The sequence below is a fragment of the Haloferax marisrubri genome (genome assembly GCF_001469875.2).
GTDB classification, from domain to species: domain Archaea; phylum Halobacteriota; class Halobacteria; order Halobacteriales; family Haloferacaceae; genus Haloferax; species Haloferax marisrubri.
This window is the reverse complement of record NZ_LOPW02000018.1, coordinates 325,875-352,060: the sequence shown is the minus strand read 5'-3', so window position 1 is coordinate 352,060 and position 26,186 is coordinate 325,875. Positions and strand designations below refer to the sequence as shown.

General features: G+C 55.7%; 25 protein-coding genes and 3 pseudogenes. 14 read left to right on the top strand and 14 right to left on the bottom strand.

Features of this window, described 5'->3' with window-relative positions:
• Positions 1–407 precede the first annotated feature (407 nt).
• Both AUR65_RS16620 and AUR65_RS16615 read right to left on the bottom strand, forming a co-directional pair.
• Positions 408–694: pseudogene (locus tag AUR65_RS16620) on the bottom strand (aldehyde dehydrogenase family protein); the annotation flags it as partial.
• 84 nt (positions 695–778) lie between these two features.
• The gene (locus AUR65_RS16615) at positions 779–1,546 is read right to left on the bottom strand and encodes an IclR family transcriptional regulator (protein ID WP_158250851.1); all 768 of its coding nucleotides are present in this window, start codon (positions 1,544–1,546) and stop codon (positions 779–781) included.
• Positions 1,547–1,873: 327 nt separating this feature from the next.
• Here AUR65_RS16615 and AUR65_RS16610 point away from each other — a divergent pair, with 327 nt between their 5' ends.
• The 4 genes and pseudogenes from AUR65_RS16610 to AUR65_RS16595 all read left to right on the top strand — a co-directional run bounded on the left by AUR65_RS16610 (position 1,874) and on the right by AUR65_RS16595 (position 6,182).
• On the top strand, positions 1,874–2,986 hold the full coding sequence (locus AUR65_RS16610) for an amidohydrolase family protein (protein WP_084816495.1): 1,113 nt from the start codon (positions 1,874–1,876) through the stop codon (positions 2,984–2,986).
• Positions 2,987–2,988: 2 nt separating this feature from the next.
• The gene (locus AUR65_RS16605) at positions 2,989–3,456 is read left to right on the top strand and encodes a Rieske (2Fe-2S) protein (RefSeq protein ID WP_058567925.1); all 468 of its coding nucleotides are present in this window, start codon (positions 2,989–2,991) and stop codon (positions 3,454–3,456) included.
• The gene (locus tag AUR65_RS16600; RefSeq protein WP_058567924.1) at positions 3,456–5,093 is read left to right on the top strand and encodes a BCCT family transporter; all 1,638 of its coding nucleotides are present in this window, start codon (positions 3,456–3,458) and stop codon (positions 5,091–5,093) included. Before AUR65_RS16605 ends, AUR65_RS16600 begins: the two co-directional genes overlap by 1 nt.
• Positions 5,094–5,190: 97 nt before the next feature.
• Positions 5,191–6,182: pseudogene (locus AUR65_RS16595) on the top strand (IS630 family transposase).
• On the opposite strand, the pseudogene AUR65_RS20360 reads toward AUR65_RS16595, so the two are convergent.
• From AUR65_RS20360 to AUR65_RS16570, 5 genes and pseudogenes are all read right to left on the bottom strand, one after another.
• Positions 6,179–6,627, bottom strand: a pseudogene (locus tag AUR65_RS20360) (transposase); the annotation flags it as partial. The pseudogenes AUR65_RS16595 and AUR65_RS20360 sit on opposite strands and share 4 nt — an antisense overlap.
• A gap of 141 nt (positions 6,628–6,768) precedes the next feature.
• On the bottom strand, positions 6,769–7,863 hold the full coding sequence (locus tag AUR65_RS16585; protein ID WP_084816494.1) for a TrmB family transcriptional regulator: 1,095 nt from the start codon (positions 7,861–7,863) through the stop codon (positions 6,769–6,771).
• 47 nt (positions 7,864–7,910) lie between these two features.
• A complete protein-coding gene (locus AUR65_RS16580) occupies positions 7,911–9,047 on the bottom strand; it encodes an ABC transporter ATP-binding protein (RefSeq protein WP_058567921.1) in 1,137 nt (378 codons plus the stop codon).
• A gap of 576 nt (positions 9,048–9,623) precedes the next feature.
• A complete protein-coding gene (locus tag AUR65_RS16575; protein ID WP_058567920.1) occupies positions 9,624–10,304 on the bottom strand; it encodes a hypothetical protein in 681 nt (226 codons plus the stop codon).
• A 61-nt stretch (positions 10,305–10,365) separates the two neighbouring features.
• The gene (locus tag AUR65_RS16570) at positions 10,366–12,306 is read right to left on the bottom strand and encodes a glycogen debranching N-terminal domain-containing protein (RefSeq protein ID WP_084816493.1); all 1,941 of its coding nucleotides are present in this window, start codon (positions 12,304–12,306) and stop codon (positions 10,366–10,368) included.
• A 153-nt stretch (positions 12,307–12,459) separates the two neighbouring features.
• On the opposite strand from AUR65_RS16570, the gene AUR65_RS16565 reads away from it, so the two are divergent.
• The 3 genes from AUR65_RS16565 to AUR65_RS16555 are packed head-to-tail and all read left to right on the top strand — an operon-like array spanning position 12,460 to position 15,616.
• Positions 12,460–13,752 carry an ABC transporter substrate-binding protein gene (locus tag AUR65_RS16565; protein ID WP_158250850.1) on the top strand — a complete coding sequence of 431 codons (1,293 nt, stop codon included), beginning with the start codon at positions 12,460–12,462 and terminating at the stop codon, positions 13,750–13,752.
• Positions 13,752–14,750, top strand: a complete 999-nt coding sequence (locus AUR65_RS16560) for a carbohydrate ABC transporter permease (RefSeq protein WP_058567917.1) — start codon at positions 13,752–13,754, stop codon at positions 14,748–14,750. The genes AUR65_RS16565 and AUR65_RS16560 overlap by 1 nt, the downstream gene beginning before the upstream one ends.
• On the top strand, positions 14,750–15,616 hold the full coding sequence (locus AUR65_RS16555; RefSeq protein WP_058567916.1) for a carbohydrate ABC transporter permease: 867 nt from the start codon (positions 14,750–14,752) through the stop codon (positions 15,614–15,616). Before AUR65_RS16560 ends, AUR65_RS16555 begins: the two co-directional genes overlap by 1 nt.
• Before the next feature lie 287 nt (positions 15,617–15,903).
• On the opposite strand, the gene AUR65_RS16550 is transcribed toward AUR65_RS16555, so the two are convergent.
• From AUR65_RS16550 to AUR65_RS16535, 3 genes are all read right to left on the bottom strand, one after another.
• Positions 15,904–16,404, bottom strand: coding sequence for a PIN domain-containing protein (locus tag AUR65_RS16550; RefSeq protein WP_058567915.1), 501 nt, complete (start codon positions 16,402–16,404; stop codon positions 15,904–15,906).
• Positions 16,405–16,713 (bottom strand): ribbon-helix-helix protein, CopG family, encoded by a 309-nt coding sequence (locus AUR65_RS16545; RefSeq protein WP_004062141.1) that lies wholly within the window; start codon positions 16,711–16,713, stop codon positions 16,405–16,407.
• Between the two features lie 364 nt (positions 16,714–17,077).
• The gene (locus AUR65_RS16535; RefSeq protein WP_084816501.1) at positions 17,078–18,004 is read right to left on the bottom strand and encodes a transcription initiation factor IIB; all 927 of its coding nucleotides are present in this window, start codon (positions 18,002–18,004) and stop codon (positions 17,078–17,080) included.
• 382 nt (positions 18,005–18,386) lie between these two features.
• On the opposite strand from AUR65_RS16535, the gene AUR65_RS16530 reads away from it, so the two are divergent.
• The gene (locus AUR65_RS16530) at positions 18,387–18,572 is read left to right on the top strand and encodes a hypothetical protein (protein ID WP_058567913.1); all 186 of its coding nucleotides are present in this window, start codon (positions 18,387–18,389) and stop codon (positions 18,570–18,572) included.
• A gap of 37 nt (positions 18,573–18,609) precedes the next feature.
• Here the strand turns inward: AUR65_RS16530 and AUR65_RS16525 are convergent, their stop codons facing one another.
• The 3 genes from AUR65_RS16525 to AUR65_RS16515 all read right to left on the bottom strand — a co-directional run bounded on the left by AUR65_RS16525 (position 18,610) and on the right by AUR65_RS16515 (position 20,249).
• Complete coding sequence (locus AUR65_RS16525) at positions 18,610–19,017, bottom strand: SWIM zinc finger family protein (protein WP_084816500.1); 408 nt, start codon at positions 19,015–19,017, stop codon at positions 18,610–18,612.
• A gap of 309 nt (positions 19,018–19,326) precedes the next feature.
• A complete protein-coding gene (locus tag AUR65_RS16520; protein ID WP_058567912.1) occupies positions 19,327–19,758 on the bottom strand; it encodes a low molecular weight phosphatase family protein in 432 nt (143 codons plus the stop codon).
• Between the two features lie 98 nt (positions 19,759–19,856).
• Positions 19,857–20,249, bottom strand: coding sequence for an ArsR/SmtB family transcription factor (locus tag AUR65_RS16515; protein ID WP_004062153.1), 393 nt, complete (start codon positions 20,247–20,249; stop codon positions 19,857–19,859).
• Between the two features lie 314 nt (positions 20,250–20,563).
• Here AUR65_RS16515 and arsD point away from each other — a divergent pair, with 314 nt between their 5' ends.
• The 6 genes from arsD (at position 20,564) to AUR65_RS16485 (ending at position 24,760) form a co-directional block, all read left to right on the top strand.
• Entirely contained in the window at positions 20,564–20,893 is a 330-nt protein-coding gene (gene arsD / locus AUR65_RS16510; protein ID WP_058567911.1) for an arsenite efflux transporter metallochaperone ArsD, read from the top strand.
• Between the two features lie 3 nt (positions 20,894–20,896).
• Complete coding sequence (gene arsA / locus AUR65_RS16505; RefSeq protein WP_058567910.1) at positions 20,897–22,831, top strand: arsenical pump-driving ATPase; 1,935 nt, start codon at positions 20,897–20,899, stop codon at positions 22,829–22,831.
• Positions 22,828–23,196, top strand: a complete 369-nt coding sequence (hcsL, locus tag AUR65_RS16500; protein ID WP_058567909.1) for a halo-CC-star protein HcsL — start codon at positions 22,828–22,830, stop codon at positions 23,194–23,196. The genes arsA and hcsL overlap by 4 nt, the downstream gene beginning before the upstream one ends.
• Positions 23,187–23,375 (top strand): halo-CC-star protein HcsS, encoded by a 189-nt coding sequence (hcsS, locus tag AUR65_RS16495; RefSeq protein WP_058567908.1) that lies wholly within the window; start codon positions 23,187–23,189, stop codon positions 23,373–23,375. Before hcsL ends, hcsS begins: the two co-directional genes overlap by 10 nt.
• A 184-nt stretch (positions 23,376–23,559) precedes the next feature.
• Complete coding sequence (locus AUR65_RS16490) at positions 23,560–23,919, top strand: ArsR/SmtB family transcription factor (RefSeq protein ID WP_004977720.1); 360 nt, start codon at positions 23,560–23,562, stop codon at positions 23,917–23,919.
• A complete protein-coding gene (locus AUR65_RS16485) occupies positions 23,912–24,760 on the top strand; it encodes an arsenite methyltransferase (protein WP_058567907.1) in 849 nt (282 codons plus the stop codon). The genes AUR65_RS16490 and AUR65_RS16485 overlap by 8 nt, the downstream gene beginning before the upstream one ends.
• 744 nt (positions 24,761–25,504) lie before the next feature.
• Here the strand turns inward: AUR65_RS16485 and AUR65_RS16475 are convergent.
• The coding region (locus AUR65_RS16475; RefSeq protein ID WP_058567906.1) for an ImmA/IrrE family metallo-endopeptidase at positions 25,505–26,186 on the bottom strand (682 nt) is incomplete at its 5' end.

Here is a 26,186-nt window from a genome sequence, read left to right as displayed (position 1 = left end):
TAGTTCGTACCCCCGATTGGGAACGACTGTGTTCGCCCTCAGACAAGCAATCTAACCGAGACCAGTTCACGGCTTCTTTGTCGGTCATATGTATATTGTATCTGCGGATGTCATGGAGCGTTTCCTAATTGACAAGCCGTTCGACAGTATCGAACGCCCTCTACGTATAGCTATCTTAATTTCGATTGTGCGGTTCGAAAACTACTCTTCGTATGCTGCTTTCTGGAAACAAATATTACAATTGTATTTTTGTAATGTCCTGTGCCCGATATCGAGTAAACCGGCAAAAATTGAATCGTTCGTGCACGTAGAACGGTCTCTAAAAGCACCGTCGTGTAGAACGGAACTACCTAGTGACGTAGTTAGCAATGAGAAACAGAGTGGCAAAAAGACGGGCGGGGCTCTGCTCAGTAGTTGGGGTATACTGTCTTCGACGTCGTGAAGAAGTCGAGGCCGGCAGTCTTCTCGTTGACCTTGATGACTCCAGCTTCGACGCCGTCAACGAACTGAGGTGCCTCGCTGGGGATCTCCGTAACGATGCTTGCCCAGAGTCCGTATTTCGCATCGCTTGTAATGGTAACCGCCCCGTCGTAGGAATTCACAGGAATGACACCGATAGCCGGCCCGAAGATTCCTCTTGCGCGATGCGCATCTCCGAGGACATATCAGAGAAGACCGCCGGTTCGACAAAGTATACTGACATGTGATCAGCATAATCGGGTTCTGGTTGCAATATATTGGTACCCACAACATATAGCGTGTACGAGTGGAGGTTCGCTCACCGGGCGTTGTAGTTCAGTTCGATGATGTTGACCGACGAAAGCAGTTTGTCTTCGAGTTCTGCTTCGACGTCAGGTTCGTTCATCCGATGTGCCGGGCCGGAGACGCTCAACCCACCGAGGACTTTTCCTTCTTCGTCGAGGATGGGTGCGGAGATAGTATGCATCCCAGTATTGTACTCTCCGCGTTCGAAACTGACACCACGTTCTCGGACTTCTTCGAGTTCTTCGTACAGTTCAGCTCTCTCGGTGATGGTCTTTTCCGTGCGCGCTGGGAGGCCGTGATTGTCGAGAATCGATTCGACTCGCTGTTCGGGATAACTTGCGAGCATCGCCTTGCCAGCGCCCGAAAGATGCATGTGAAAGTACGAGCCGGGACTCCAATCGTAGGTAATACTCTCGTTACTCTGGACGACGTCAAGGGCCACACACATCCCTCTTTCTTCGACACAGAGTGTGACACTTTCACTACTCGACTCCTCGGCGAGTCGTTGGACCTCAGGCCGGGCCACCTGGTACAGTGGAATACGGTCGCGGACCCGCCCCCCGAGTTCGAGATAGTGGAGTCCGAGCTCGTATTTCCCGTTCGTCCTGACGACGTACCCTAATTGTGTCAGCGTGCTCAAGTAGTCGTGGACGACACTCTGCGGGCGGTCGAGGCGCTCTGCGATTTCTGTCACACCCATTCTTCCAGCGTTGTCCAGCACATTAACGACTTCATCCATCGTCAACAAGGCTTTCACCGGCCTGTTTGCATCGTCGGTCATGACTGAATCCATGTTGTACCATCACAAATAGATTCGGAATTGTCGAATCTTCTTGTCCATGGTTTATCACGTGGTCGTGGGACGAGAGATATTGTGAATATAGACGAGCCACTTTCGCGGCTTATTGGGAACTACAGACGCCTCGTATCCACCTCTGTACTGATTCGGTATATGCGAATTACTGGACGGTTTTTTTTAAATAAGATCGTCCTGTTCGTAACCTCTAATCGGACGAATTCTTCGGTTAATGGCCTTGTTCTGTCGGTACTCGATTTTGATAAGACATTAAGATTTATATAATAAACCATGTAACACTGGGGACGAACTATGGTAGAAGATAACCAGGTCCAGACCGTCAACCCGGGCCACAGTACAGAGATGATGTTGCTCGATGCAGATATCCACCAGCGGTGGGCTGACGACAAAGCAATCGTCCAGTATCTTCCCGAACGCTACAAAGACGACGGAATCGTCGCGCCAGAACTGCTCTACCGTAACCCTGGGGGATTCCTGAAACAAGACGAAGTCTCTGAAGGTGGTGGAAAACCTGGCTCGGACACCCAGAAAATCGTTGAGGACCACCTCGACAAACACGATATCGACTACGGGATGTTCACCGGGAACTCCTGGTTCAACCTCGGTGCACTCCCTAATCGTGACTACGCGAACGAGTTGGCACGGGCGTACAACGAGTGGTTGATCGATGAGTGCCTCTCGGTCGACGAACGGTTCCTCGGGTCGATGTACATCGCCCCGAAGGCTCCAAAAAAAGGGGCCGAGCTGATTCGTGAGTATGGATCGCACCCGCAGATACGCCAGGTCATGCTTCCCGGTGGGGCTGAGGTTCCCTACGGGCGACCACAGTACTGGCCCCTCTACGAGGCGGCTGAGGAGATGAACCTCGCAATCGCCATTCATCCATTCTCCGAAGGCCACGGGACGAGCAACCCGCCGACCGGAGCTGGTCACCCTAATTCGTACATCGAGTGGCACACACTCCTCGGGACGTACTACATGGGTCAACTCACGAGCATGGTCACCGAAGGCGTGTTCGTCGAGTATCCAGACCTCCGCTTAGCACTTATCGAGGGTGGTTACGGCTGGCTCCCCCACTTCATGTGGCGTCTGGACAAGAACTGGAAAGGCCTCCGCTCACAGGTTCCGTGGCTCGAAAAGAAACCGAGTCACTACATTCGAAAAAACGTCTGGTTCGCGAGCCAACCCATTGAGGAACCAGAAGAACCCGAGCAACACAATCAGATTCTCGACATGATGCACGCAGACGAGATACTCATCTTCGCCAGTGACTATCCACACTGGGATGGCGACGACCCCATGTGGGGACTCCCGCCGATGGAAGACGAGATGGAGCGTGCGGTCATGTACGAGAACGCGATGGAACTCTGGGACCTTCCAGCTGACCCAACAGATCTCAACTAAAAATGTCAGAGAAACGATTTGAAATTTGCCCAACGACGGAACTTACTCCCGGTGAGCGCCGTATCGAGAACCTTGGAGGGTTCTCCGTCGGCGTCTTCAACGTCGGTGGCGAGTACTACGCGATGAAGAACGACTGCCCACACCAGCGAGCACCACTCTGTGAGGGTAAGCTGACAGGAACTAACACGTCGGATACGCCAGGTGAATACAACTGGGAACGTGACGGCCAAATCGTCACCTGCCCGTGGCACGGGTGGGAGTTCGACGTGACAACTGGTGAGTCCGTGTTTAACCCCCACCGCGTGAAGGCAAAGACCTTCGAAGCGACTGTCGAAGAGGCCGAAGACACTAAGATGGCTTCCGGTGGCAGCAGTTGTGGGGACTGCGGTGCTCACCTCGAAGGCTCTGAGCCACCAGTCGAGACGTACGACGTGGAAGTCGAACACGGTACTGTGGTGGTGTATCTCTAATGTCGAGTGAAAACCACTCACTGTTCGGTGCATTCCGTGAGGAAACAGACGGTATCGTCTTCGGTGTGGGTGCCCTGTTGACTATCGTCGCAATCGGTGCCATCGCAATCCGCCCGGATACGACTGCAGAGATGCTCACTACCGCCAACACGTTCCTCTGGAAGGAACTCGGGTGGCTGTATCTCTGGTCGATGTTCCTCGCCGTCGCGTTCTGCCTGTGGCTACTGGTCGGTCCGTGGGGGAAGATCAAACTCGGTAACCCCGACGACGACCCTGAGTTCACGTTCTTCCAGTTCTTCGCGATGTTGTTCTCTGCGGGACTGTCGACTGGCCTCGTCTTCTACGGGCCCGCCGAGGCGCTCTTCCATTACTCCTCTGGACCACCGCTCCTCTCGGCAGGTGCAGAGAGTGCTGGGATCATCCCTGGCGCAGTCCAGTACACCATGCTTCACTGGGGAATCTCTCCGTGGGCGGCCTACCTTACTGTCGGCGTCACGATTGCGTACTACGTCCACCGACATGACGCACCAATCAAACCGTCGACTATCTTCGCTCCGTTCATCGGCGTCAGCAACCTAGACGAAAACTGGGTGAAGTTCCTCGACATTGGGATGGTCGTGGTGAGTGTCGGCGGCGTCGCCGTCTCCCTCGGGTTCGTCGTCACGCAGTTCATGACCGGCCTCTCGTACAACTGGGGTATCGAGTTCGGGAATCTTGGCACTATCCTCATTACAGTCGGACTGACAGTCGGATTCACGATTTCGGCGGCGCTCGGCGTCAAGAAAGGTATCCGACGGATCTCGTCATTCAATATGTACCTGTTCGCAGGGCTGTTAGTCGTGGCATTCATCTTCGGCCCGACTGCATTCCTACTCAACCTCGGTGGTGAGGCTTTCGGTGGCTATGTTACTCAGTTCATCGAGATGAGCCTCTACACCAACGTGAGTAACGGGACTGAGTGGGTCGGTGCATGGACCATCTTCTACTGGGCGTGGTGGTTCTCGTTCGCACCGATGATTGGCATCTTCATCGCCCGGATTTGTCGTGGTCACACGATTCGGCAGATTGTCTTTGCAGGGCTCGTCGGGACGAGTGCGGCTTCTTTCCCGTGGTTTGTTATCATGGGAGGATCGTCGCTGTGGGCACAGAACACCGGCCGAGCAGACATTCTCGGTGTCGTCTCGCAATACGGCATCGAAGTCGCTGGATTCCCGCTTTTCGAACAACTGATGCCGTTTGGGAAATTGTTTTCGGCGCTCTACCTGCTGTTGGTGCTCACCTTCCTCATCACGACAGTCGACTCGACGACGCTCAGTCTCGCGATGTTCACCACGGGTGGTGACTCGAATCCGCCGACTGCGAACCGAGTCGCATGGGGTGTGCTCGTCGGGTTCCTGACGTCGTTGCTCATCATCATGGGTGGACTGGCTGCACTGAAGGACCTCGTCGTCCTTGTGGGACTTCCCATCGCTATTGTCGTCGGATTCTGTATCGTCGGCCTTACGATGGAGTTTGAACAGCGTTACCCCGTTCTCCTCACGGAACGGTACGGGGTGGACGACGAAAATGAAGACCCTGAGAGCATCAGTCTCGTCAGCTACTTGTCGACGCGGCAAGCTGAGAGTTCGAGCGATTGAACGGGGAACTGTTCATCGCTCTTCCATTCGGTAGTCATAACCGGTGCTGACTATAGTAACCGTTAGAATTTTTACTCAAAGGTTCTTATAAGAGATAATGAACTATCTCGACGAAATCACCGTCGAGGAATTGCACGACGCCCTCGACAACGTGGACGGAAAGAAGCCGACACAACGGCTCTTAGCAGCTATCGCGTACAAGAACGGTGTGGCACAGACTGAGCTAGCCGAGTGATACGGCGTTCAGCGCCGGACGATCTACAGATGGCTCAAGCGACTCGACACCGACGAGTCGCTTGAGCCAGCCGTTTCTGATGATAAGCGAACTGGAAGAAAACGAAAAATCTCAGAAACACAGCAAAAAGAATTCGAAGAAACTCTTCACGAACCACCCCAAGAAGTCGGCATCGACGCGCCGGCTTGGACGCCGGCGCTTGCCCAAGACTTTCTCGAGGAAACATACGGCGTCGAGTATTCAATCCCGAGTTGTCGGCGGTTGCTGAAAGAAGCGGGATTGAGCTATCAGAAACCACGCCGGAAAGCCGCCGAAGCTGATGAATCCGAGCAAGAAGCGTTCTACGAAGAACTAAAAAAGCGGCGGGAGATGGACGCCACCGTAGTTTGTATCGACCAAAGCAAGAAATCCGTGCAAGTCGAGCCGCGTGGTTTCCGCACGACACGCGGCCCTCGGTCAAACTCTCTGGTCAACGTGATTGGAGGTGTCTGCTGGGCGCGATCACCGAGGACGGTAATCGCTTCTTCTTACGATTCGAAGAGTACGTCACCGCTGAACACGCAAAACATTTCATTTTAGCACTATGTAAAGAATTTGAAGATGACTTGCTCGTGGTGCTGGACGGAGCGCCGTACTTTCAAGCGTCGGACGTCACGGACCTAGCGGCCCGTGACGACCTCGCATTCGTGACGCTTCCTTCATACTCGCCGGAGCTAAACCCGGATGGGGAGTACTGGAGACAGCTTCAAGCAGCTCTGAGTAACCGGTTCTTCGTCTCACTTGACGAGTTAACAAGAGCGATTGATACTGCCCTTGAGCAACTTTCAGTTCCAAAATTGAGTAATTACTTCTAACGACTGCTATAGTCAGGTGGAAGCAGCGCCGAAGAGGCCAATTCAACACACTCTCCAGCGGTTATCACAGACGCGTAGTCCATCTCACCCCCAGCACCAGCTTTCAGCAGGAAATCGGTGAGCCGCCAGATATTGTACAAGAGACTGCAAACACGAAGTAGAACAGGCGGACTATGTAGTCCTTCGACGAGGTCTTCGCCAAGAGATCATGCTTGACTGCTCTTATACTCGCTTTCGATCTGCCAGCGGCTACTGTATCGGCGACAGAACGCTTCAGCCTCTTCCGGCTGAACACGAGCATTCGTTGCGAAGACAGTCGCTCCATCCGACTTCGTTGAAGGAACGTACAAGAACCCCATCGCGTGCAAACCTGTTCGACATGGACAGACGCTGACTCGACGGCAACCTCTCGGTCATCCTGTTCCATCCAAAGAACGACGGTTTCCGTGGATTCTACGGAGCAAAGGAATTCAGCAGGGTTGGTCTTCTTGACCTCGACCCAACTAACGTCGGAATGCTCTCTTCCAATATTGACCCACCAGAGATGTACGTTCTATACTCTGAAACCCAATGTGCTCACTGAATGCTACATCTTCGCATCGGGCGACTCGATAGCCTCGACAATAAATCGACGCCCCTCGATGTCTTCAATGAGTGCACCCCAACCACCAACAGTAAGGGTCTCTTCTGGAGTTTCGAGCGTAATCGTTGCTGGCTCAGCAAAGCTTGAGAGAAGTTTCCCTTCTTCAGGACTCACTACGTAATCGAGGTCAGATACCCGCCCAGTAAGTTCGACTGCTGAGCCATCGTCTCTTCGCTGCCCCTGTACAGAGAGAATAACTGTTCCTCCCGCTTGCAAGACCGGTGCGATATCGTCTATGCACTCTCGCGCGTCGGTGTAGATCGACGAGACGCCACCATCGTGTTCAGAGTACGTCGGCTGCCACGTCTCCCAGAGCGCCGTCTGGAAATACCAGTCGAACATACGTGACAGTGAGTAGTCGTTCACAAGGATGCCGTACTCTTGGCTCGGATGGGCTGCCTCTTCTGGAGCATAGCAGACATGCATCCGATCGGAGATGACAACCAGTGGTGTCGGAAGCTCTCGAACACGAACTTCAGTAGCGATGCCGTCAAAGTCGAAGTTCAGTTTCGACGGAAGTGGGTCGTCGTCAACTGCAGGTGTGATGGCGAGTTTCACAACAACGCCACGTTCATGTGCCGCAGCAAGAACCTCCTTTACTTTCCGGTACTGCTCGAGCGTGACCGCAATCTGAACTTCATTGTTCGCCTTTTCGACGGTCTCTTGCACTCGGTCGTAGATAGAGGAGAGAGGTCGAAGAACGCTCACACGATGGTTCTGGACTGTTGGCCGCTCCCACCGCTCTTGAATCTCTGAGGCAGCACTCTTTGCTGTATCGGCGAATGAAGTGAGACTATCTACAACTTCTTCGGGGTCGTGAGCTCGTGCGTGGAGACTTCCCTCCTCGTACGTTTCGATATGTCCCTTCCGCTCGAGATTGCGTAAAACGTCATAAATCCGTGCCTGTGGGACATCACATGCGTTCGAAATCTCGGTCGCGGGTGCACTCCCAAGTTCGACGATTGTGATGTATGCGTCGGCCTCGTACTGTGTCAACCCTGTTTTCTCGAGGGTCTCACGAAGCTCTATTGTGTCCATATCGAACGCAGGTTTGCGTCCTGTTTCAGCGTTTCCCACGAGTCTTGCTACAGCCGTGCGCTCGCAGGGACTTCGTCAGTCGTTCGCGTGCGGTTGAAGATGGTTGCGCCACCGTCTGTATCGAACGTATGGATTCTGTCTCGTGGCAACTTCAGTCGAACTCTGTCACCTGACTCGAAGTTGTATTCTGCTGGCACTGAAGCAGTCATGGACTCTCCAGCGACGTCGAAGTGGACGATGCTCTCTTTCCCCATCGGTTCGAGTACACGAACGACTGCTTCGACCGTATCTGGTCCTTCTTCGGTTGCGATTTCGACATCCTCTGGCCGGATGCCAAGACGTACTGATGTCTGTTCCCCAAGTTCTTCTCGCTGCTCGTTGGTGAATCTGTACGTGATACTGCCACTCGTCCCCATCCCAGTGTTAGTTTCGTAGCTGAGACTGAGGAAATTCATTGATGGAGATCCAATGAAGCTGGCTACGAACTCGTTTGCTGGTTCGTGATAGCACTCAAGTGGGGTGGCTAACTGCTGGAGTTCGCCATCGTTGAGGATCGCAATTCGGTCACCCATCGTCATCGCCTCAGTTTGGTCGTGGGTGACGTAAACCGTTGCAACGCCGATTGCTTCGTGGAGTTGCTGGAGCTCGGCACGCATGTCAGTTCGAAGCTTTGCGTCGAGGTTCGACAACGGTTCGTCCATCAGAAAGACCGTTGGTTCACGAACGATGGCGCGTCCAAGTGCCACACGCTGTTTTTGTCCACCCGATAGTGCGGCGGGCTTGCGGCTGAGTAACTCGTTGATATCGAGCATTGATGCAGTCTCTTGGACTCGGCTTTCAATCTCGTCAGAAGTGAGATTGGTGGTCATCTCCAGTCCGAAAGACATGTTCTCTCGAACCGTCTTATTCGGGTATAACGCGTAGTTTTGGAACACCATCGCGATGTCCCTGTCTTTCGGTTTCTTGTCGTTCATCACATCACCTTTGATTCGAATCTCGCCATCGGAGATAGTCTCAAGTCCAGCGAGTAATCGAAGCGTTGTCGATTTTCCGCAACCCGAAGGTCCAACAAGGACGAGAAATTCGCCATCTTCGACGTCGAGTGACAGGTCGTCTACCGCAACGACTTCCTGGTCCCCGGAATCGAACTGTTTTGTGACGTGGTCGTATTCGACGGTCGTCATAGTCTATCGTGAACCATTCATTGAAGCCATATATGTGTTACTACTAGAGTAGTTTGAGACAGTTGGTTTATAAACTGTGTGTGGGGAGTGGGTGATAAACGAGAGTGTCAAATATTGGTTAGATACTGACTCAATAGCCGACAAGCCAAGGTAAAAACACAGGTGAGAGATAGAAGTACCATTGTAAGATCCACGAAGTACCTAACCAGAGTAAGCCCCACGGTGCCGACGGTCCGACTGGTCGAACTGGCCACGCAGCCCCCTGGTTGGTTTGTTCTTTTGGGTACACGTAGTCGTAGCCGAAGTGAAGTGCCATGCCGAGTGTGAGGAAATTCAATCCAACTCCAATGCTTGGGAAGGACTCGAGGACTCTGAACCGAAGCAAGAATTGGTAGGCAATAGCCGGGAGTAGGAACGTGTGCAATACCCATGAGCGGTGTGTCTTTTCTCGAACTGCGTCGAGGTCCGGAAGGAGGACTCCGGCGACCATCGGAAGCATAACGAGTGGATGGTTTCCGAGTCCAACAGCGAATACTGCGGTGACGACTGCGATTACAAGTAGCCGCTTTCGTTTTTTCATGCGCGTTCACCTCGATAGGCTTTGACGACGGCCGCCGCACTCGCTCCTTCTGTCTCCTCGCCGGCCACAACAGTCAGCAGTGCGATTAATCCGGGGAGAACGAGGACGACAGTGAGGCCGAGTGCAACACAAAGAATTGTAATCAAGACTGCAAACGTCGATTCCAAAACTGTAAACGAGGGATATGCGAGCGCTCGCTGAGACGCCACAGAGAACGCATCTCGCAGTGAGAGTCTGGCTTCTACGGTTCGGAAGTCAGCAGCGTGGAATGAGAGGAGGGTGACGATAGTGAATCCGTAGAAACCGATGAGTGCGGCCACCAGAAACACACCACGCTGTTGTGCTGTCCCAACGATAGCGTACCACATCGTCACCCCAGCCACTCCAACGAGTGCGAGACTGACGGGGATTCCCCTCTGAAGGTTGCCCCTGTACGAAGTGCTAAACTGTGCGATTCTCGAACGCTCGTTGAATCCACGACCATCGAGCCGCGCATCCACGACTGCGCGCATGGTTTCGGTCGCTGCAGCGAGAGAGGCACCAAGTGTGAGTATTGGAAGCGAACCAATCCAAAAGAGGAGACTCACGACGATGACAGTCACGAGGTCGCTGTACGCTGCCCGGCCAAACGCTGAAACCGTCGCAAGCGGGTCCAGCCGCTCAGTCTCGCTTGACATCTCCAAATCGACTGATGAGTATGAACAAAAGCACGTCGGTACCTGTTAATTGACGATGGTTCTATTTCGTTGCTACGCTGACTGGCAGACGATCTGGAACCTCGATTTCGTCGATTGCACGAAGGAGGGCAAACGGAGTCGCAGCGGCCCACGCCTGCGGTTCACATGCTTCGCCATACGAAATCGGAACCGACGTTTCAGCACGGCCGAACCCACCGAAGAGCTCTGGGAGTCGGTCGTTTCCACGTGATACAGCAGTGTCGATAAGACCGTTCGCAACACGCAATGCAGCGTCTCGGCGTCCATACCGACCCATTCCGAGGACGACGAGAGAGTTGTCGTGTGGCCACACGCTTCCAAGGTGGTAGCTCTGCGGGTTGTAGACCTCATGACTGCTTGCAACAGTTCGGAGCCCCCATCCGGTGAACATATCTTCTTCGAGGTAGCGGTCGATGACTGAATCGGCGCGTTCTTCGGGAATGATACCACTCCAAAGACAGTGACCTGGGTTCGTGGTCACCGTTTCGACCGGTGCGTTGTCTCCGTCGAGTGCAACAGCATAGAAATCGAGGCCATCAACCCAGTACGCTTCGTCGAATGCAGTCTTGAGGTCGGAAGCACGTGCCACCAAACTCTCCGCAAAATCCCTGTCTTGTCGTATTTCTTCGGCTAACTCAGCAGCACGAACCATCGCGTCGTAGTAATAGCCCTGCACCTCTGCGACTGCAAGTGGGCCGCTTGGATGCGTCCCGTCTGGGTGCATGATTCCATCGCCACTGTCCTTCCACGCTTGATGGGTGAGCGACCCGTCTGCACCACCCTCTGTTGGGTACTCAAGGAACCCATCATCATCGAGGTCACCGTACGACTGAAGCCAGTCGAGGGCTGCAACGACTGAGTCCCAGAGGTCACGGACGAAACCGTCGTCACCAGTCCACGTCCACGTTTCATGGACGAGCACGACGAACAACGCAGTCGCGTCAATAGTTCCGTAGTACGGAGAGTGTGGCACATCATCTCGAATCGTTGCCTCGCCGCGTCGAATTTCGTGCATAATCTTACCCGGTTCAGCGTCGCGGAATTCGTCAATTTCGGTTGCTTGGTGTGCAGCGAGATACCGACACGTTGCCTTGGCAATCTTGGTCGAGATGGGAAGTGACTGATAAGCGGCAATGAGAGAGTCACGGCCGAACGCTGTGGCAAACCACGGAACTCCGGCGGCTAAGACAGGACCATACTCAGTATCCAAACAGAGCTCGAGCAGGTTTCGGTGACTTTCTTCGAGTACGTTGTCCCAGCCATCGAAGGTATGTTCGGTGGTCTCGTCGTACCATGACTGTTCTCTCTCAGTGACAGCGTTACGTGCAGTATCGAACGCGGCTTCCGGGTCATCTGTCACATCTGTGGTCTCGACGGCTAACCAAGCGGTCGCCTGCTCATGTGGGTCAAGATCGAAAGTGAGTTCCATGGTCGCATCGGTGCGCCCGTCTGCGGTCTCAGTAGAAATAATCTCACCTACGGTCGCGGTCACAGTTGTTTGCCATGACTGTTGGATATCGTCTGGGTCGTAGACAAATGTGACGCGAGTATCGCCGACTTCGACTTCGATGTCTCGTGTTCGGAAGGTAGTGTGGCCACGCACTTCGAAGAGGTCATCGAAGAGGGTAGAAAGCGAGAGGTGGAGTGTCTCCGAGCGAGATTCTGACGTGAGATTGTCGAGCGTAATTTGTTCGTAGAGTCCATCGGTCACTACTTGATGGCGAGTTAGGTGAAGTGTCCGAGAACCGCGAACCACGTCGCTTCCTTGGTGAACGAGTCGTTCAGCAGGTCGGGGAGTTGCACTTTCTAACGGTTCGAGTTCGGTTGACGTGGCCTCGAGCTGGTACGCAGAGAGATGACGCGTGTCGTCATGATAGAATCCGTCGTGATACCGTGTTGCTCGACCATTGAGATCCGTTACGAGGAATGTAGACCCGTTGATAACTGCACTATCCGTTTTCATTTCTCACTTCGGTGTTGCAAGCCAGTATATAAAAAGCTACCTCCAAACTACTGCAGTAGTTAGAACACCAGGGATTTATTAACTCTGAACCATGAACATTACAACTACATGTCTGGCAAAGACTCACGCACTAGCGTTACCCGCCGACAAGTCATGGCGGCAACGGGAGCAACAAGCGCGGCACTTCTGAGTGGGTGTCTGGGTGGAAACGGAGACGAACAGTCAAGTGGAAGCGGTGACCAATCTGGCGAGACGGCCACTGACGCAGACGCTACTGAGACACCAATTCCGCAGACGAGCCTGTCGCTCGCGGGTTGGGCCGCAGATGATACCGAATCTGAACTGCTGAAACAACGCATCTCCGACTTCGAGTCAACTCACGACAATATCGACGTGAGCTACAGTGCAGTACAAGCAAAGTACAAGCAGAAACTGAAGACACAACTCGGCGCAGGGAACGCGCCTGACGTGTTCTACGTGGACGCGAATTACTTTGGTTCGTTCGCGGCGAACGACGTGCTCCTCTCGCTTGACGAACTCGAAGCCGACCAGGAACTAGACACCGACGACTTTTTCGAACCTCTCATCGACGCATTCCGGCACGATGGGTCCCTCTACGGCGTCCCTAAGGACTTCTCAACGCTTGGTTTGTTCTACAACACCGAACTGTTTGATCAGGCCGGTGTCGAGGCTCCCGAGACGTGGAGTGAATTAAAACAAGCGCTCGCTGCTGTTGCAGAAAAGACGGATGTTAAGGCACCAATGATGGAGTACGGAAACGCCCGGATGTGGAAAGCTCTACTCTACCAAAACGGTGGACAGATGCTCTCTGATGATGAAAGTGAAGCGGTTTTTGCATCCGACGAAGGAGTCGAAGCACTCGAATACATGCTTGAACTTCGTGACGAAGGATTGCTGGCGACGCCTGATGAACTGGGCGCAGGGTGGCACGGTGCTGGCCTTGGAACTGAAGAAATCGCTGCTGCAATCATCGGTCCGTGGACGTTCCCGTTCCTCGCTGAGAACCACCCCGAGGTCGATGAAAAAATCGACGTTGCACACCTCCCGATTCCGGAGGGTGGGCAGAAGGCAACCTCTGCTTACACGGTGTCGTACAGTGTCGCGTACAATACCGACTCCCCAGCAGCATCGCGCGAGTTAATCAAAGGACTCACGAGTTCAGAGGGCATGCAGAAGTGGGCTGAACAAGGTCTCGCACTCTCTGCACGCAAATCACACCAAAGCCTCCAATTCTACGAGGATCACCCACGGTACAAGACCCTTCTCGAAGCGGGTGAGTGGTCTGTTCCAGTCGCTTACGGTCCGAACAGTGAAGCGCTTCTGAATCGGCTTCACCCCGAACTCGAAGGGGCGATGCTCGGCCAGCAGTCCGCAGAAGCGGCTCTGACAAAGGCACAAGAGAAGATCAACACCGAAGTATTCTGATGTCATTCGAAGAATCACGTACCGACACGGACGCTGAATCTGCGCTCTTCGAAGTGGCTACGTCTGTAAAGCAGCAACTTGGAATCAACCGAGACCAAGACAACCTGATGGGATGGATGTTTGTCCTTCCCAACGTCGTGATGTTCTTGGTCTTTCTCCTGGGACCAGTCCTCTTTGCGTTCTTCATTTCCTTCCAAGACTGGAATATTCTGAAGAACGAAGGGACCTGGGTTGGGCTCACAAACTACATAGAGATCTTGCAACCTTGGCCGTGGGAGAACAACTTCGCTGCGCTCAAAGACCCAACTGTGAACCTCTGGTGGTACTCGCTGAAGAATACCGCCGTCTACGCGATTGGTACGGTCCCATTGCAGATCTTCGGTGGACTGGCAATTGCGCTGCTACTCGACAAGCGCGTCCGCGGGAAGAAAATCTACCGCGCCGCGTACTTCATGCCCGTAATGTTGAGTGGGGCTGCCAGCGCTGTGATGTGGCGGTGGTTCCTCGCCGCAGATGGTGTCATCAACGGTCTTCTGGAGCCGATTGGATTGGCTCACAACTGGGCCGGAGACCCAGCAACTGCGCTCGGTGGGGTGATGCTCATGGCTATCTGGGGAGGGATCGGTTCGAACATGATCTTCTTCCTCGCCGGATTACAGAATATCCCCGAAGAACTGTACGAAGCAGCACGAATAGACGGTGCGAGCGATTGGGAAAAATTCAGACACGTCACGTGGCCGAATCTCGGAAACACGAGTTTCTTTGTCATTGTGATGGCCATCATCAGTTCGTTCCAAGTGTTCGGTATCGCACTTGCGTTCTCTGCTGGTGGACCGTACTACTCGACGACAACGTCGGTGTTGCTCATCTACCAGCGAGCGTTTGAAGAGGGACAGATGGGAGTCGGTGCCGCGATGGCGTTCCTCCTGTTCATCCTCATCTTCGCGTTCAGCTACTACCAGTACCGCTACCGACAGAGCGAGGAGGTTGATTACTGATGGCACGTTCGAACTACGAATATCCCGGATACGAAGCGAGTGGTGCGACCTACTGGACGAAGACGACACTGCTGTACGCGGTCGTGAGCCTGGGGGCACTCTGGATGACGCTGCCATTCTGGTGGACACTCACAACGGCACTGTCACAAAACCCGACTGCGTCATCCGTGACGTTCATTCCGGCTGAGTTGACGCTTGGGAACTTTGTCACGCTCTGGGAGCGCCCAGACATTCTACTCGTGCGGTGGTTCCTCAACACGGTTCTCTTTGCCACTGCGGTCACGCTGTTCAACCTCGCGTTCGACAGCCTCGCAGGCTACTCATTGGCAAAGGTTGACTTCTGGGGCCGCGACACGCTCTTTCTCGGCTTTATCTCCACGATGATGATTCCCGGGATGGTGACGCTAATTCCGGTCTACCTACTGCTCGTCGAACTCAATTGGATAAACACCTACCAGGGACTTATCGCTCCACTCGCAGCCAATCCCTTTGGTATCTTCCTGCTTCGACAGCACTTCAAGAGTCTGCCGTCGGCGCTCGGTGATGCTGCAAAAATCGACGGATGCAACGAGTTCCAAACCTTCTATAAGGTTTATTTACCGCTAGCAAAACCGGCTCTCGCAACCCTTGGTATCTTTACCTTCATGGGTGCGTGGAACAATTTTGAGTGGCCGCTCATCATCGCCAACAGCAATGAGATGTACACACTTCCCGTTGCGCTGTTCGCAGTCCGAAACCAGTACTTCGCAGAGTGGGGTCTGATGATGGCTGCAGCGCTCCTTATCGTCGCACCAGTCATTATTGCGTTCCTCGCCGCGCAAAATTACTTCATCCAGGGTATGAGCCTCAGTGGAATGAAGGGATAACGGCTGTCCCAGCCGTAGATTTTTAAAATTCTATTTTAACTTGTGGATGTCACATCTCTGAATAACCGCTGCTATCCGAACTTTACACCCCATCGTTTCCGAAGAAAACAGATCAGAGTGCAGATGACTCGCCATCAGATTTTATCTAAGCTCGAAATCGTCTTTGAGAAGGCCCGCACACATCCACTCTCCGAGGATGTGTCGACACACAATTTCAGAGGATGACTAGTTCCGTACCATTCATCTTGTTGCAGTAGAGTTAGAAGGAGCGTTTGAGAAGAGATGCCTTACTTTGAGGTATCTTCGAGGATCTGTCGAGCGTACCGGTAGATCGGCGCACCGAGCCAATCACGTCCTTCTGCCATTGCCTCGAAGGTGACTCTTGCTTCCTCCTCGCTGAGGGCATCGCGCTTGACCAGCGCCCGGAGAACGATCGGAGATAGTGCAACTTCTGCACTCACTAGTTTTCGAAGTTCAGGAAGAGCTCTGTAGTCGTCGGTAATCAAGAACGCTGCATCCACCTCACGGACTGCAGCTACGCAGCTGGCTTCACCATCGTCGATTCGGCTCGTCACAAACTCACCACCAGCGACAGCAACAACGGTGAACTCGTCGGCCGTATCGAGGACGGCAGTGGCGGCTTTTCCATGGCGGTCATCGTACTCAGCAGTTCTTTGGAGTTCCTCAAGAACTGCCTCTGTGGTTGCGACGTCAAACTCGGTGACGAAGACGTCGAGAACTTCGCCGACTGAAAGAGAGATGAATGCGCTCGTGTCTACAACGAGCATTTAGAGGTCTGCGAGTTTGTCTGCGAGTTCTTCACCACGATCAAGTACCTCTTTCGAAGCGCGGACGGCTTCGGCATCCTGTCGCCCGATAATCTCGGCCAGTTTCTCGAACTCGATGTGGTTATTCAGATACAGTTCGACAACAGCTTCACGGAAACTCTCATCAGACTCTTTCTCTTCGAGATACTGTCGGAGTGCTTCGATGAGAATCTCCGTTCGGTTTTTGTGAGTGACTTCGGCAGCGATATCCGCGTGTGCTACTAACTCTTCAGGCAGTCGGAAGTTAACCCGTTTCGTGCTCATGTACATACAGTGTATGTACGTATCCAAAACTTTGTCGGCCTGCTCGTCGCTTGGTTACCCTCGCAAAGCCCCCATCGTCAGAAGATTTGGAGTCCAGCTCTGCATGCAGACTCACTCCCGTATCCTAGCGAGGAGTATCTGTGTGCAGCTCTCACAACCAGTAATCCCCCGCGAAACTTCGAAGTTGGAGATGAGTGGGTAAGTGGCAAAGACCCGACCAAGACCTCGTATTGCTCTCCATGGGTCGTCACGACAATCAAACATGATGCCATTGTCAATCCACAGGGACAAGTGACCAAGTCATTCGCCGACGAAATGATCGCAGAGTGCAAGCAGTATCTCGGACCCAGTAGTCTGCCTAAGTGAACATTCACCTACGTGCTTCACACAACGTCTGGTAGTGCGTCCGAATTGTTTGAGTTGAGGTATCACTCACGGTCGCAACACGCGCCTGCGTGAGCGGCCAGTCCCGCTCAGTCGCAGCAGTGTACACACACGCTGCTGCGACTGCATGCGGCTTCGCGCCCCGATGAGCCCACTCATTACTCGATGTCTCAGCTAACGACCGTGCTCGTCGCCGAATCTGGTCTGTCACGTCAAGCACATCCGCTACCCGTGGAACGAACTTAACCGGTGGGACTGGCTTCGAAGGCAGCCCGAGTTCTGTATTGAGTGCGTTGTACGCTGACCGGACACGCGATTCAGCCACCCGTGCGAGCGGGACGAGTTCGGCGAGCGTCCGCGAAAGTCCTGCACATCGACAGGCGGCGTGGACGCTCGCAGCTGCGACTGCTTCAATCGACCGCCCCGGCAGCAAATTCGCCTGTTGAGCGGACCGAAAGCACCGACAGGCTTGGTCACGCAGGCTGTCCGGGAGGTCAAGCGCACCGACGAGTCGCCGGACTTCGTCCAAGCCATGTGCGAGTCGACGCTCACGACTCGACTGATACCGACTCCGAATGTGCTGAGTGCGAAGTCGGGAGAGTTGCTGTCGTCGTTCGCCCGGGATCGGTGTCCCGTTCGCGTCGACGTGTCGGCCGATCTCGGTCGCGAGGCCATGGTCGTGCCGCGTCGGCGTTCGGGGCGCACCCACTCGTTTTCGCTCCTTGCGCTCGAACGACCGCCACTCCGGGCCGTGGTCGATGCCGTGGCCGTCGATGATGAGCCCACAGGAGTCGCACCGCCGCTCACCAGCGTCCGTAATGACCTGGCCGCCACATTCTGGACAGGAGGCGTTTCCGCAGGATTTCCCGCACGATTCGTCGAACTGTCGCTCGTAGACATCTCGTGTCGCCATCTCGAACACCACGGGACGCATCTCATTGCGCCCCGCACCCTTCAGGAGCTCAAAAACATCGTCGCCGTCTCGAACAGGCTGGCTTCAGTTGGGGGGTCATTAAATGATTGAACCACAACACCAAACATGCTAGCAGGTGGATTATCGTTGCAGGCTCGTCGTGTCACACAAGACGCGCCCTGTTCTGCAACGGGTGCGAAACCGCGTACCAAGCCATCCGCGCCCACCCCTTGATAACTTCCTCGTGGGCCTTGTGCCCACCGAGTTTCGTACACTCGACACTCGAGTTATTGGATATCTGTGAGTCACGGTTTGCGGACTGCGTTAGTAGGAGTTTCTAACCAAACAAACAGTTAACTGAGACAACAAATGACAGTCTTGTATGAGTAGCTCACCATGGACTGGGAACTTTGCGACTGAAAAAAGCAGATGTGCAGCCGACATCCAACGCCTTCTCGAGAAGTACCCTCAACCGGTCGTCTATGAGGTCATGAGTGAACTGCTCCGTCGGGAGATGCGCGAGCAGTTTGCTGGTGCGTACGCTATGTCCCAGCAGTCCGAGGACTGACGAGTGACTGGTTGACGTACGAAACTCTCACCAACGACTACTCAGACAGGTCACGCCGCCCAGCGTCGATACAGTTCCAACAAGGAAGAGCTTCAGAGAGCTGTTCACACTCGCAGGGCAGGTCTGCTGTGTCGTCATCGCCGCGTGATGTTGACCCACCATCTGCGACGACGCGCATCTGGATGGCGAGGTCGAGTATTCGTGGGCGAATCGCGACCGCAACCCGATGTTTACACGGACCGTCACTACTTGCGTCAGCCGGACATGAACACGAGTCGGGCACACCATCCCGAATGCGAACGCGGTACTCGTGCGCGGTTGGGTCAGCATAGCTCTCGTTGCGTACACGGACATCGCCGTCGAGGAGTTCGAACGCGAACGCCTCGTACTGCGCCCGCTTGAGGACGCGTACAGGTGGGTCGAACTCTGGTAGTACTGGAGTCATGGTAGCCAGCGCGCAATGCGCGCACCCCTTCGGGCGCATGGAAAAACTACGCTGTCGAACGGAGTGACAGGTGATACAGAATCAGGTCGGATTCGTTGTGCTGTCCTGTCTTGATTGTCCTGCAGTCAATACAGGTGAGCTACTTGCTGTGAGGCATCGAAGTGTCCCTGAGATCTGTCACAACCCGCGTGGCCGATACAGAGGGTGAATGCAGCAATAGCCGCTCAGTTGTTCATCCGCAATCGTACAGCAGCTGATCGGGCCGATCAGCCCAAGATACCGATACGCTCGGCCGACTCGGTCAGCCTGTCAGTACTCGGTATCGCCGACGAACTCGTCAAACAAGTCTTGGACTCGCGTCTCGATCTCATCGCGAATCTCCCGGACACGTTCGATGTCTTGACCGTGGGGGTCATCGAGGTTCCAATCACGAATCTCGACTCGTTCTGCGTCGAGTTCGAGCGTCGAACACCCCATCGTCGCAACGACGTCGCACGACTCCAGGGTTTCCGTCGATACCTCTCGTGGCGTCCGGTTGGACACGTCGATGCCGACCTCATCCATGACGGCGACGATTTCGTCGTGGACGCTGTCGGCGGGATGCGTACCACCGGTAACGACCGCAACGTGATCGCCGAGAGTTCGTTCGTCGCGTTCGCGCTCGGCGAACGCTGCGGACATCTGACTCCGCCCCGCGTTCTGTACGCACACGAACCCGAGCTTTTTCGTGGGTTCTTCCATACCACTCTGACTTTCCATGGCTTACTTGACCGTTTGTATGTTGGCTTCCATAGACAATAGTCCACTCAATAGCTGATCGAGGCTCGACGGTGAGCGGTTCATAGTTGTCGGGAACCGTCGAGTGCGACGAGTGCCGCAGTGGCACGAGGAGTTGGACGATATTTCCGCCACTTGCCGTCTTTCCGTCGAGTGACGAGCCCGGCGTCGGTGAGCTTAGAGAGTGCGTGGCTGATGGCGCTGTCGCTGACGTCGAGGAGCGGGCTGAACTCGCAGACACAGAGTTCGTCATCGGCGACGTGGAGGATGCGGACGATTTTGTATCGGGTTTCGTTTGCGAGCGCTCCGAGCAGGTTGAGATCGTCGTCGAGCTCCGGGCCACCTGCGGCGACGTGCAGTTCCTCGAGTTCCGCGAGGCGTTCGTTGACCGCTTCGTCGCCACATCCGCCGCGTTCGTCGGCGAGGTATCGCTGGAGCCGATCGGTGGAAGACATCGGTTCGAATTGAGTGGGTACTTCATTAAGACTTCTGGGTGTGCTGTAGATGAATACCGATTCAAATGAGTCGAGATACTTGAGCAATAGCAAATACGTACTAACGCCAAGCTCATTCGAAATATGCTCGTATAACTCGTATATACTCCATGTATTGTGGCGATCTCGCTCACTATTTGGCTTATCTGAAATCCGAAGATTTATCCAAATGTTTGAGTAACTGCTCAGATGAATGGGGCGGTTGTGATGCTGGTGAGAGCCACTCACCGGGCAGCCGTTCCAGACGACAATTGAAACACGACTCAATCCAACTCATGACTGAACTCACACTGTACGAAGAAGCGATGTGTTGCTCAACGGGCGTCTGTGGCCCGGACCCCGACGACGAGCTCGTCGAAGTCAGCGCGGCCCTCGACCAGCTCGAGACCGAGATTGACGACCTCGATGTCTCCCGAGCGAATATGCAACACGACATCGACCAGTTCCTCGAGACGCAGCGTATCTACGACCTCGTCGAAGAACACGGCCCGTCAATTCTCCCGATCACGATTGTCGACGATGAAATCGTCGCCAAGTCTGAGTACCTCTCCTACAACGCCCTCAAAGCCGCGGTCACCGACCGTGAGTCCGCGCCGGAGGCCTGACTGATGAGACAAAGCGATACTGCCGCACGTGCCGTCGTCGAGCCGACGAGCGAAGAGACCGAGTTCGTCTTCTTCAGCGGGAAAGGCGGCGTCGGCAAGAGCACTGTCAGCTGCGCGACCGCGACGTGGCTCGCCGACAACGACTACGAGACACTGCTCGTGACGACCGACCCTGCGCCGAACCTCTCCGACATCTTCAATCAGGATATCGGCCACGAGGTCACCGGCATCGACGATGTCCCGAACCTCTCGGCCATCGAAATCGACCCCGACGTCGCTGCCGAAGAGTACCGTCAGGAGACCATCGAACCGATGCGGGCACTCCTCGACGACGAGGAGATCGAGACTGTCGAAGAGCAGCTCAACAGTCCGTGCGTCGAGGAGATTGCGGCGTTCGACAACTTCGTCGACTTCATGGACAGCCCCGAGTACGACGTCGTCGTCTTCGATACCGCACCCACCGGACACACCATTCGGTTGATGGAACTGCCGTCCGACTGGAACGCGGAACTCGAGAAGGGCGGTTCGACGTGCATTGGACCCGCGGCGTCGATGGACGACAAGAAAGCGGACTACGAGCGGGCCATCGACACGCTCTCTGATGAGTCTCAGACGTCGTTCGCGTTCGTCGGGAAACCTGAATCGTCGTCGATCGACGAGATAGAGCGGAGTACGAGCGACCTCGCTGAACTCGGCATCGAATCTCAACTCCTCGTCGTCAACGGCTACCTGCCGGAGTCAGTGTGCGACGACCCGTTCTTCGAGGGCAAGCGCGCGGACGAACAGGCCGTCATCGACCGCGTGGAGTCGACATTCGAGCGCCAGGCGCTCGCGACGTACCCACTCCAGCCCGGAGAAATCGCGGGTCTCGAACTGCTCTCTGACGTCGGTGGCGTCCTCTACGACGGCGACGAGGCGACCGTCGATGTTGATGCGGCGACGCGACGCGCGAGTGACCACGAAGCTGTCGACTTCGACTCACTCACCGCCTCGGACGCGGTCGCCGAGGAACTCGCTCCCGTCGAAGACACACGGTACCTGTTCTTTACTGGCAAAGGTGGTGTCGGGAAGAGTACGATCGCGTCAACGACCGCAGTCTCGCTCGCGGAAGCGGGCTACGAGACGCTCGTCGTGACCACGGATCCGGCCGCGCACCTCGCGGACATCTTCGAGCAACCTGTCAGCCACGAACCGACGTCCGTCGGGCAGGCGAACCTCGATGCGGCCCGCATCGACCAGGAGCGCGCGCTCGAGGAGTACCGGACGCAAGTCCTCGATCACGTTCGTGAGATGTACGCCGAGAAAGACGACACGCAGATCGACGTGGAGGCGGCCATCGCGAACGTCGAGGAGGAACTGGAATCGCCGTGTGCTGAGGAGATGGCAGCCCTCGAGAAGTTTGTGAGCTACTTCGAGGAGGACGGCTACGACGTTGTCGTGTTCGACACGGCCCCGACCGGGCACACGTTGCGGTTGCTGGAGTTACCGTCGGACTGGAAGGGATTCATGGATCTCGGGTCGCTCACGAAGGGTGCTGCACCCGCGAACGGTGGGAAGTACGACGAGGTCATCGATACGATGCAGGACTCCAGTCGGAGTTCCTTCGCGTTCGTGATGTACCCCGAGTTCACCCCTATGATGGAGGCGTACCGTGCCGCGATGGACCTCAAGGACCAGGTCGGGATCGAGACGTCGCTCGTGGTGGCGAACTACCTGCTCCCGAAAGACGACGGCAACAACGCGTTCTTCGAGAACCGACGCGCACAGCAAGGGGAGTACCTTACGGAGATTAAAGAGCGGTTCGACGTACCGATGATGCTCGCACCGTTGCGTCAGGAGGAACCCGTCGGCCTCGACGACCTCCGCGAGTTCGGCACGGAGGTCACGGGATTGGCTCGTCTGCTCGAGGACGACCGCGAGGAGGTGACGGTGTCGTGAGCGACCCCCTGGTCGAGACCGCGGACGTCGAGACGGAACTCGAAGCGTTCGTCGACGAACTCCTCACGTGTGAACGTTATCAGGAGTTGGTCGAAGCACGGGAGGCACTCGAAGCTGACGCCGAGGCTCAGGAACTATTGGATGCGTACCGGGAGACCGAGCGCGAACTCCAAAACGGCGAGTTCGACACGTCGCTCATGAGCGAACTCCGGAGCATCCAGAAGGACCTCTCGGAACTCGAGTCTGTCAGGCAACACCGCGAGGCTCGCGAGGCGTTCGAGAGCTTACTCGCCGAGACGGACGAGATCGTAAGCGAACGCACCGGGCAGGCGTTCGCGCAGTCGATTGGGGGTGGGTGCTGTTGAGCGACGCTGACGACGTGCTGACCGCGGCGGAATCCCTCGGTGCGGCGCTCGCCGACGCGAAAACAGAATGCAGTCGAGAGGACTTCGAAGCCCTCCTCGACGACTGCACGGAAACAATCACTGTGGCGACCGGCGTCGACTACGGCGACGCCTGCGACGCCGGCAACGACTGCTGTTAGAACACGCACTCGCAGTCCGAACTCGGGTTCTTCGCCGCGAGACGGGCCCTGGGTTCGGAACTCTTCGGTTCGCTGGAACCCGTTGGACAGTACTCAACGTTCTCTCGGAGCGTCTCTACGTGGAGCAGACGAGGGACTCGCCAGAGAAACATATTAGTATTTCCTTGTATAAGCTATTGCTAATATGGTTCAGGATACTGTCGCCGACGGGGCCACAGGCGACGCCGATGCCTGCTGTACTCCACTTGGGGACGTCGATGCGGACGCGATGGCGATTGACCTCCAAGTTCTCTCCGCCATGGGGAATGACACGCGCTACGAGCTCCTCCGACGCATCGCGAACGCCGACGACGGCGTCTGCGTCTGCGACCTCGAAGCGGCGGTTGGCGTCAGCCAGAGCGCTGTCAGCCAGGCGCTCTCCCGGCTGTACGCTGCCGGTCTGGTCACGCGCCGAAAAGAAGGCTCCTGGCGGTACTACGAGCCGACCGAGACCACCGTGGCGCTGCTCGAAACGCTCGACGACCTGCGAGGCACCCATGAGTGACGACACCCAGACTGGCACGACAGCCGACGACCGCGATCCAGAGGCGACTCGCCAGTTGGTACGGGAACGCTACGCCGGAATCGCATCGAGCGACCAGGGCTGTTGTAGCGACGTCGGGCTCGATGTCGCGGGCGATAGTGGTTGCTGTGACGACGACAGTCAGTCCGAGAGCGAACGCCTCGGGTACGACGCCGATGACATCGCGTCGGTCGCCGATGGTGCGGACCTCGGCCTCGGTTGTGGGAACCCGAAGGCGTTCGCCGCGATGACACCCGGCGAAACCGTCCTCGACCTCGGCTCCGGCGCGGGGTTCGACTGCTTCCTCGCCGCTCAGGAGGTCGGCGCGGACGGCCACGTCATCGGTGTCGACATGACTCTGGAGATGATCTCGAAGGCCCGCGAGAACGTCGCAAAGAACGACTCCCGGAACGTCGAGTTCCGTCTCGGTGAGATTACTCACCTCCCGGTCGCCGACGAGACCGTCGACGTCGTCATTTCGAACTGCGTCGTCAACCTCGAACCCGAGAAACAACGTGTCTTCGACGACGCGTATCGCGTCCTCAAGCCCGGCGGCCACGTCGCCATCTCCGACGTTGTCCAGACCGCGCCGTTCCCCGACGACGTTGCAATGGACCCCGGTTCGCTTACGGGGTGCGTCGCCGGGGCCTCGACCATCGGAAAGCTCGAGAAGATGCTTGACCGCGCTGGCTTCGAGGCAGTCGAGATCGCACCCAAGGACGAGAGTACTGAGTTCATCAGCGACTGGGAGGCCGACCGCGACCTCGGCGAGTACCTCGTGTCGGCCACTATCGAAGCCCGGAAATCGACCCTCGACGACTGAGCGGGGCGGCCGCGCGTCACTAGTCGCCACATTAGAGCGAAGTGGCCTGTTGTTGCTGTTCGTGTGTGCAATCGCCGTCGGCTTCGTCGCGGGGTCGTGCTGGCCGGTAGTCGATGGACATCCGCAAGAAGGCGAGCACAAGCTGTACTGGGTCCGAAGGCGGTTCACGAGTTGCTCTTTGGCGGTCTAGCGTGTTACGCGTGTTCTCGCTCATGTTTGTCGTGACGGTTACAGACCTACTGCAGAAGATGGGCAGCATTGGCGTGGAGGTTCTCGTGTGTACCGCTCTGTATAGAGACCGTATCGAGCAACTGTGTTTGGTTTTCTCCAGATGTTATAGAGACATCTGTTCAATCAATAGATTTAATAATAAATGTGTGAAATCCACAATGCCGGGGTGCCTCTGTGTTAACACCGGCAAGTCCCTAATCCGGGTGCCCGGCCGGTTTAGGGTTAGTTGGGCCCCCTTTCCCAACTTTTCAGAAGTACATTGGCTTTGGATAGCTGTGCTGCAGCGGGTAGGTTTTTGATGACAATACAACTCTAGTGTAGAATTTTCAAGAATATCTGTGCCATTGGTGGTGCTGATAAGCAGGCTTTCTCGATGTCTCAGGTGATTCACCGCTGAACCTGCGAAAACAACACCCTGTAAAGTGTTCCTCAACACCCTCTGTCGCAGGGCAAGATATAGCTGACAAAGAGGCATCAACAGAGCCGCAACAGCTGAACCACAGATAAGAGATCTCAGACCGCGTCGAGTGTCGACAGAATCTCTTCGGCCGTCCCGCTAATCCGACCCAGTCGCTCTTGCAGCACGTCCGTCTCGTCGCCCTGCCACGCCGCGAGATAGAACGCCGACCCACTCGTATCCAAGCCGAGATAGCGACCGACGACGTATGCGACGGCCTCTGCTTCGACCTCGCGTTTCGCCCGCTCGGTCGCGTCAGTGATGTCGAAGTGCAGAATCGCGTGGGCGTACTCGTGGATGATCGTCGACGCGAGGTCTGCGCGATTCGCCCGGTCCTTCACTTCTACGAGTGGGGTGAGGTCTTGGACACTCCGTGACTGGCAGACGCCTTTTGCTTCGCCATGCCGCCACTCATCGGGATCGACAATGCGGACGGTCACGCCGAGGTCCGACGCGATGTTAGTGAGATCCTCAACGAGTGTGTCAGCCTCACCGGTCGCCGCCGTATCCAGTTCTGGGAGTGGCTCGCCCTCGGTCTGCGAAATGTCGAAGACGGGTGCGGGCTTGAAGCCCACGAGGCCCTCCGACCACTCTTCGGGCGGCGTCTCGTCGTACTCACACTCGCTGTTTTCGTGGTAGCTTGGTGCGTTCCCACACTCGGGGCATTGGGTCGTGATGATCGGCGCCCAAATCCAGATCGCCGATTCGCCTTCCGTGACATGGCGGTCGAACTCCGCT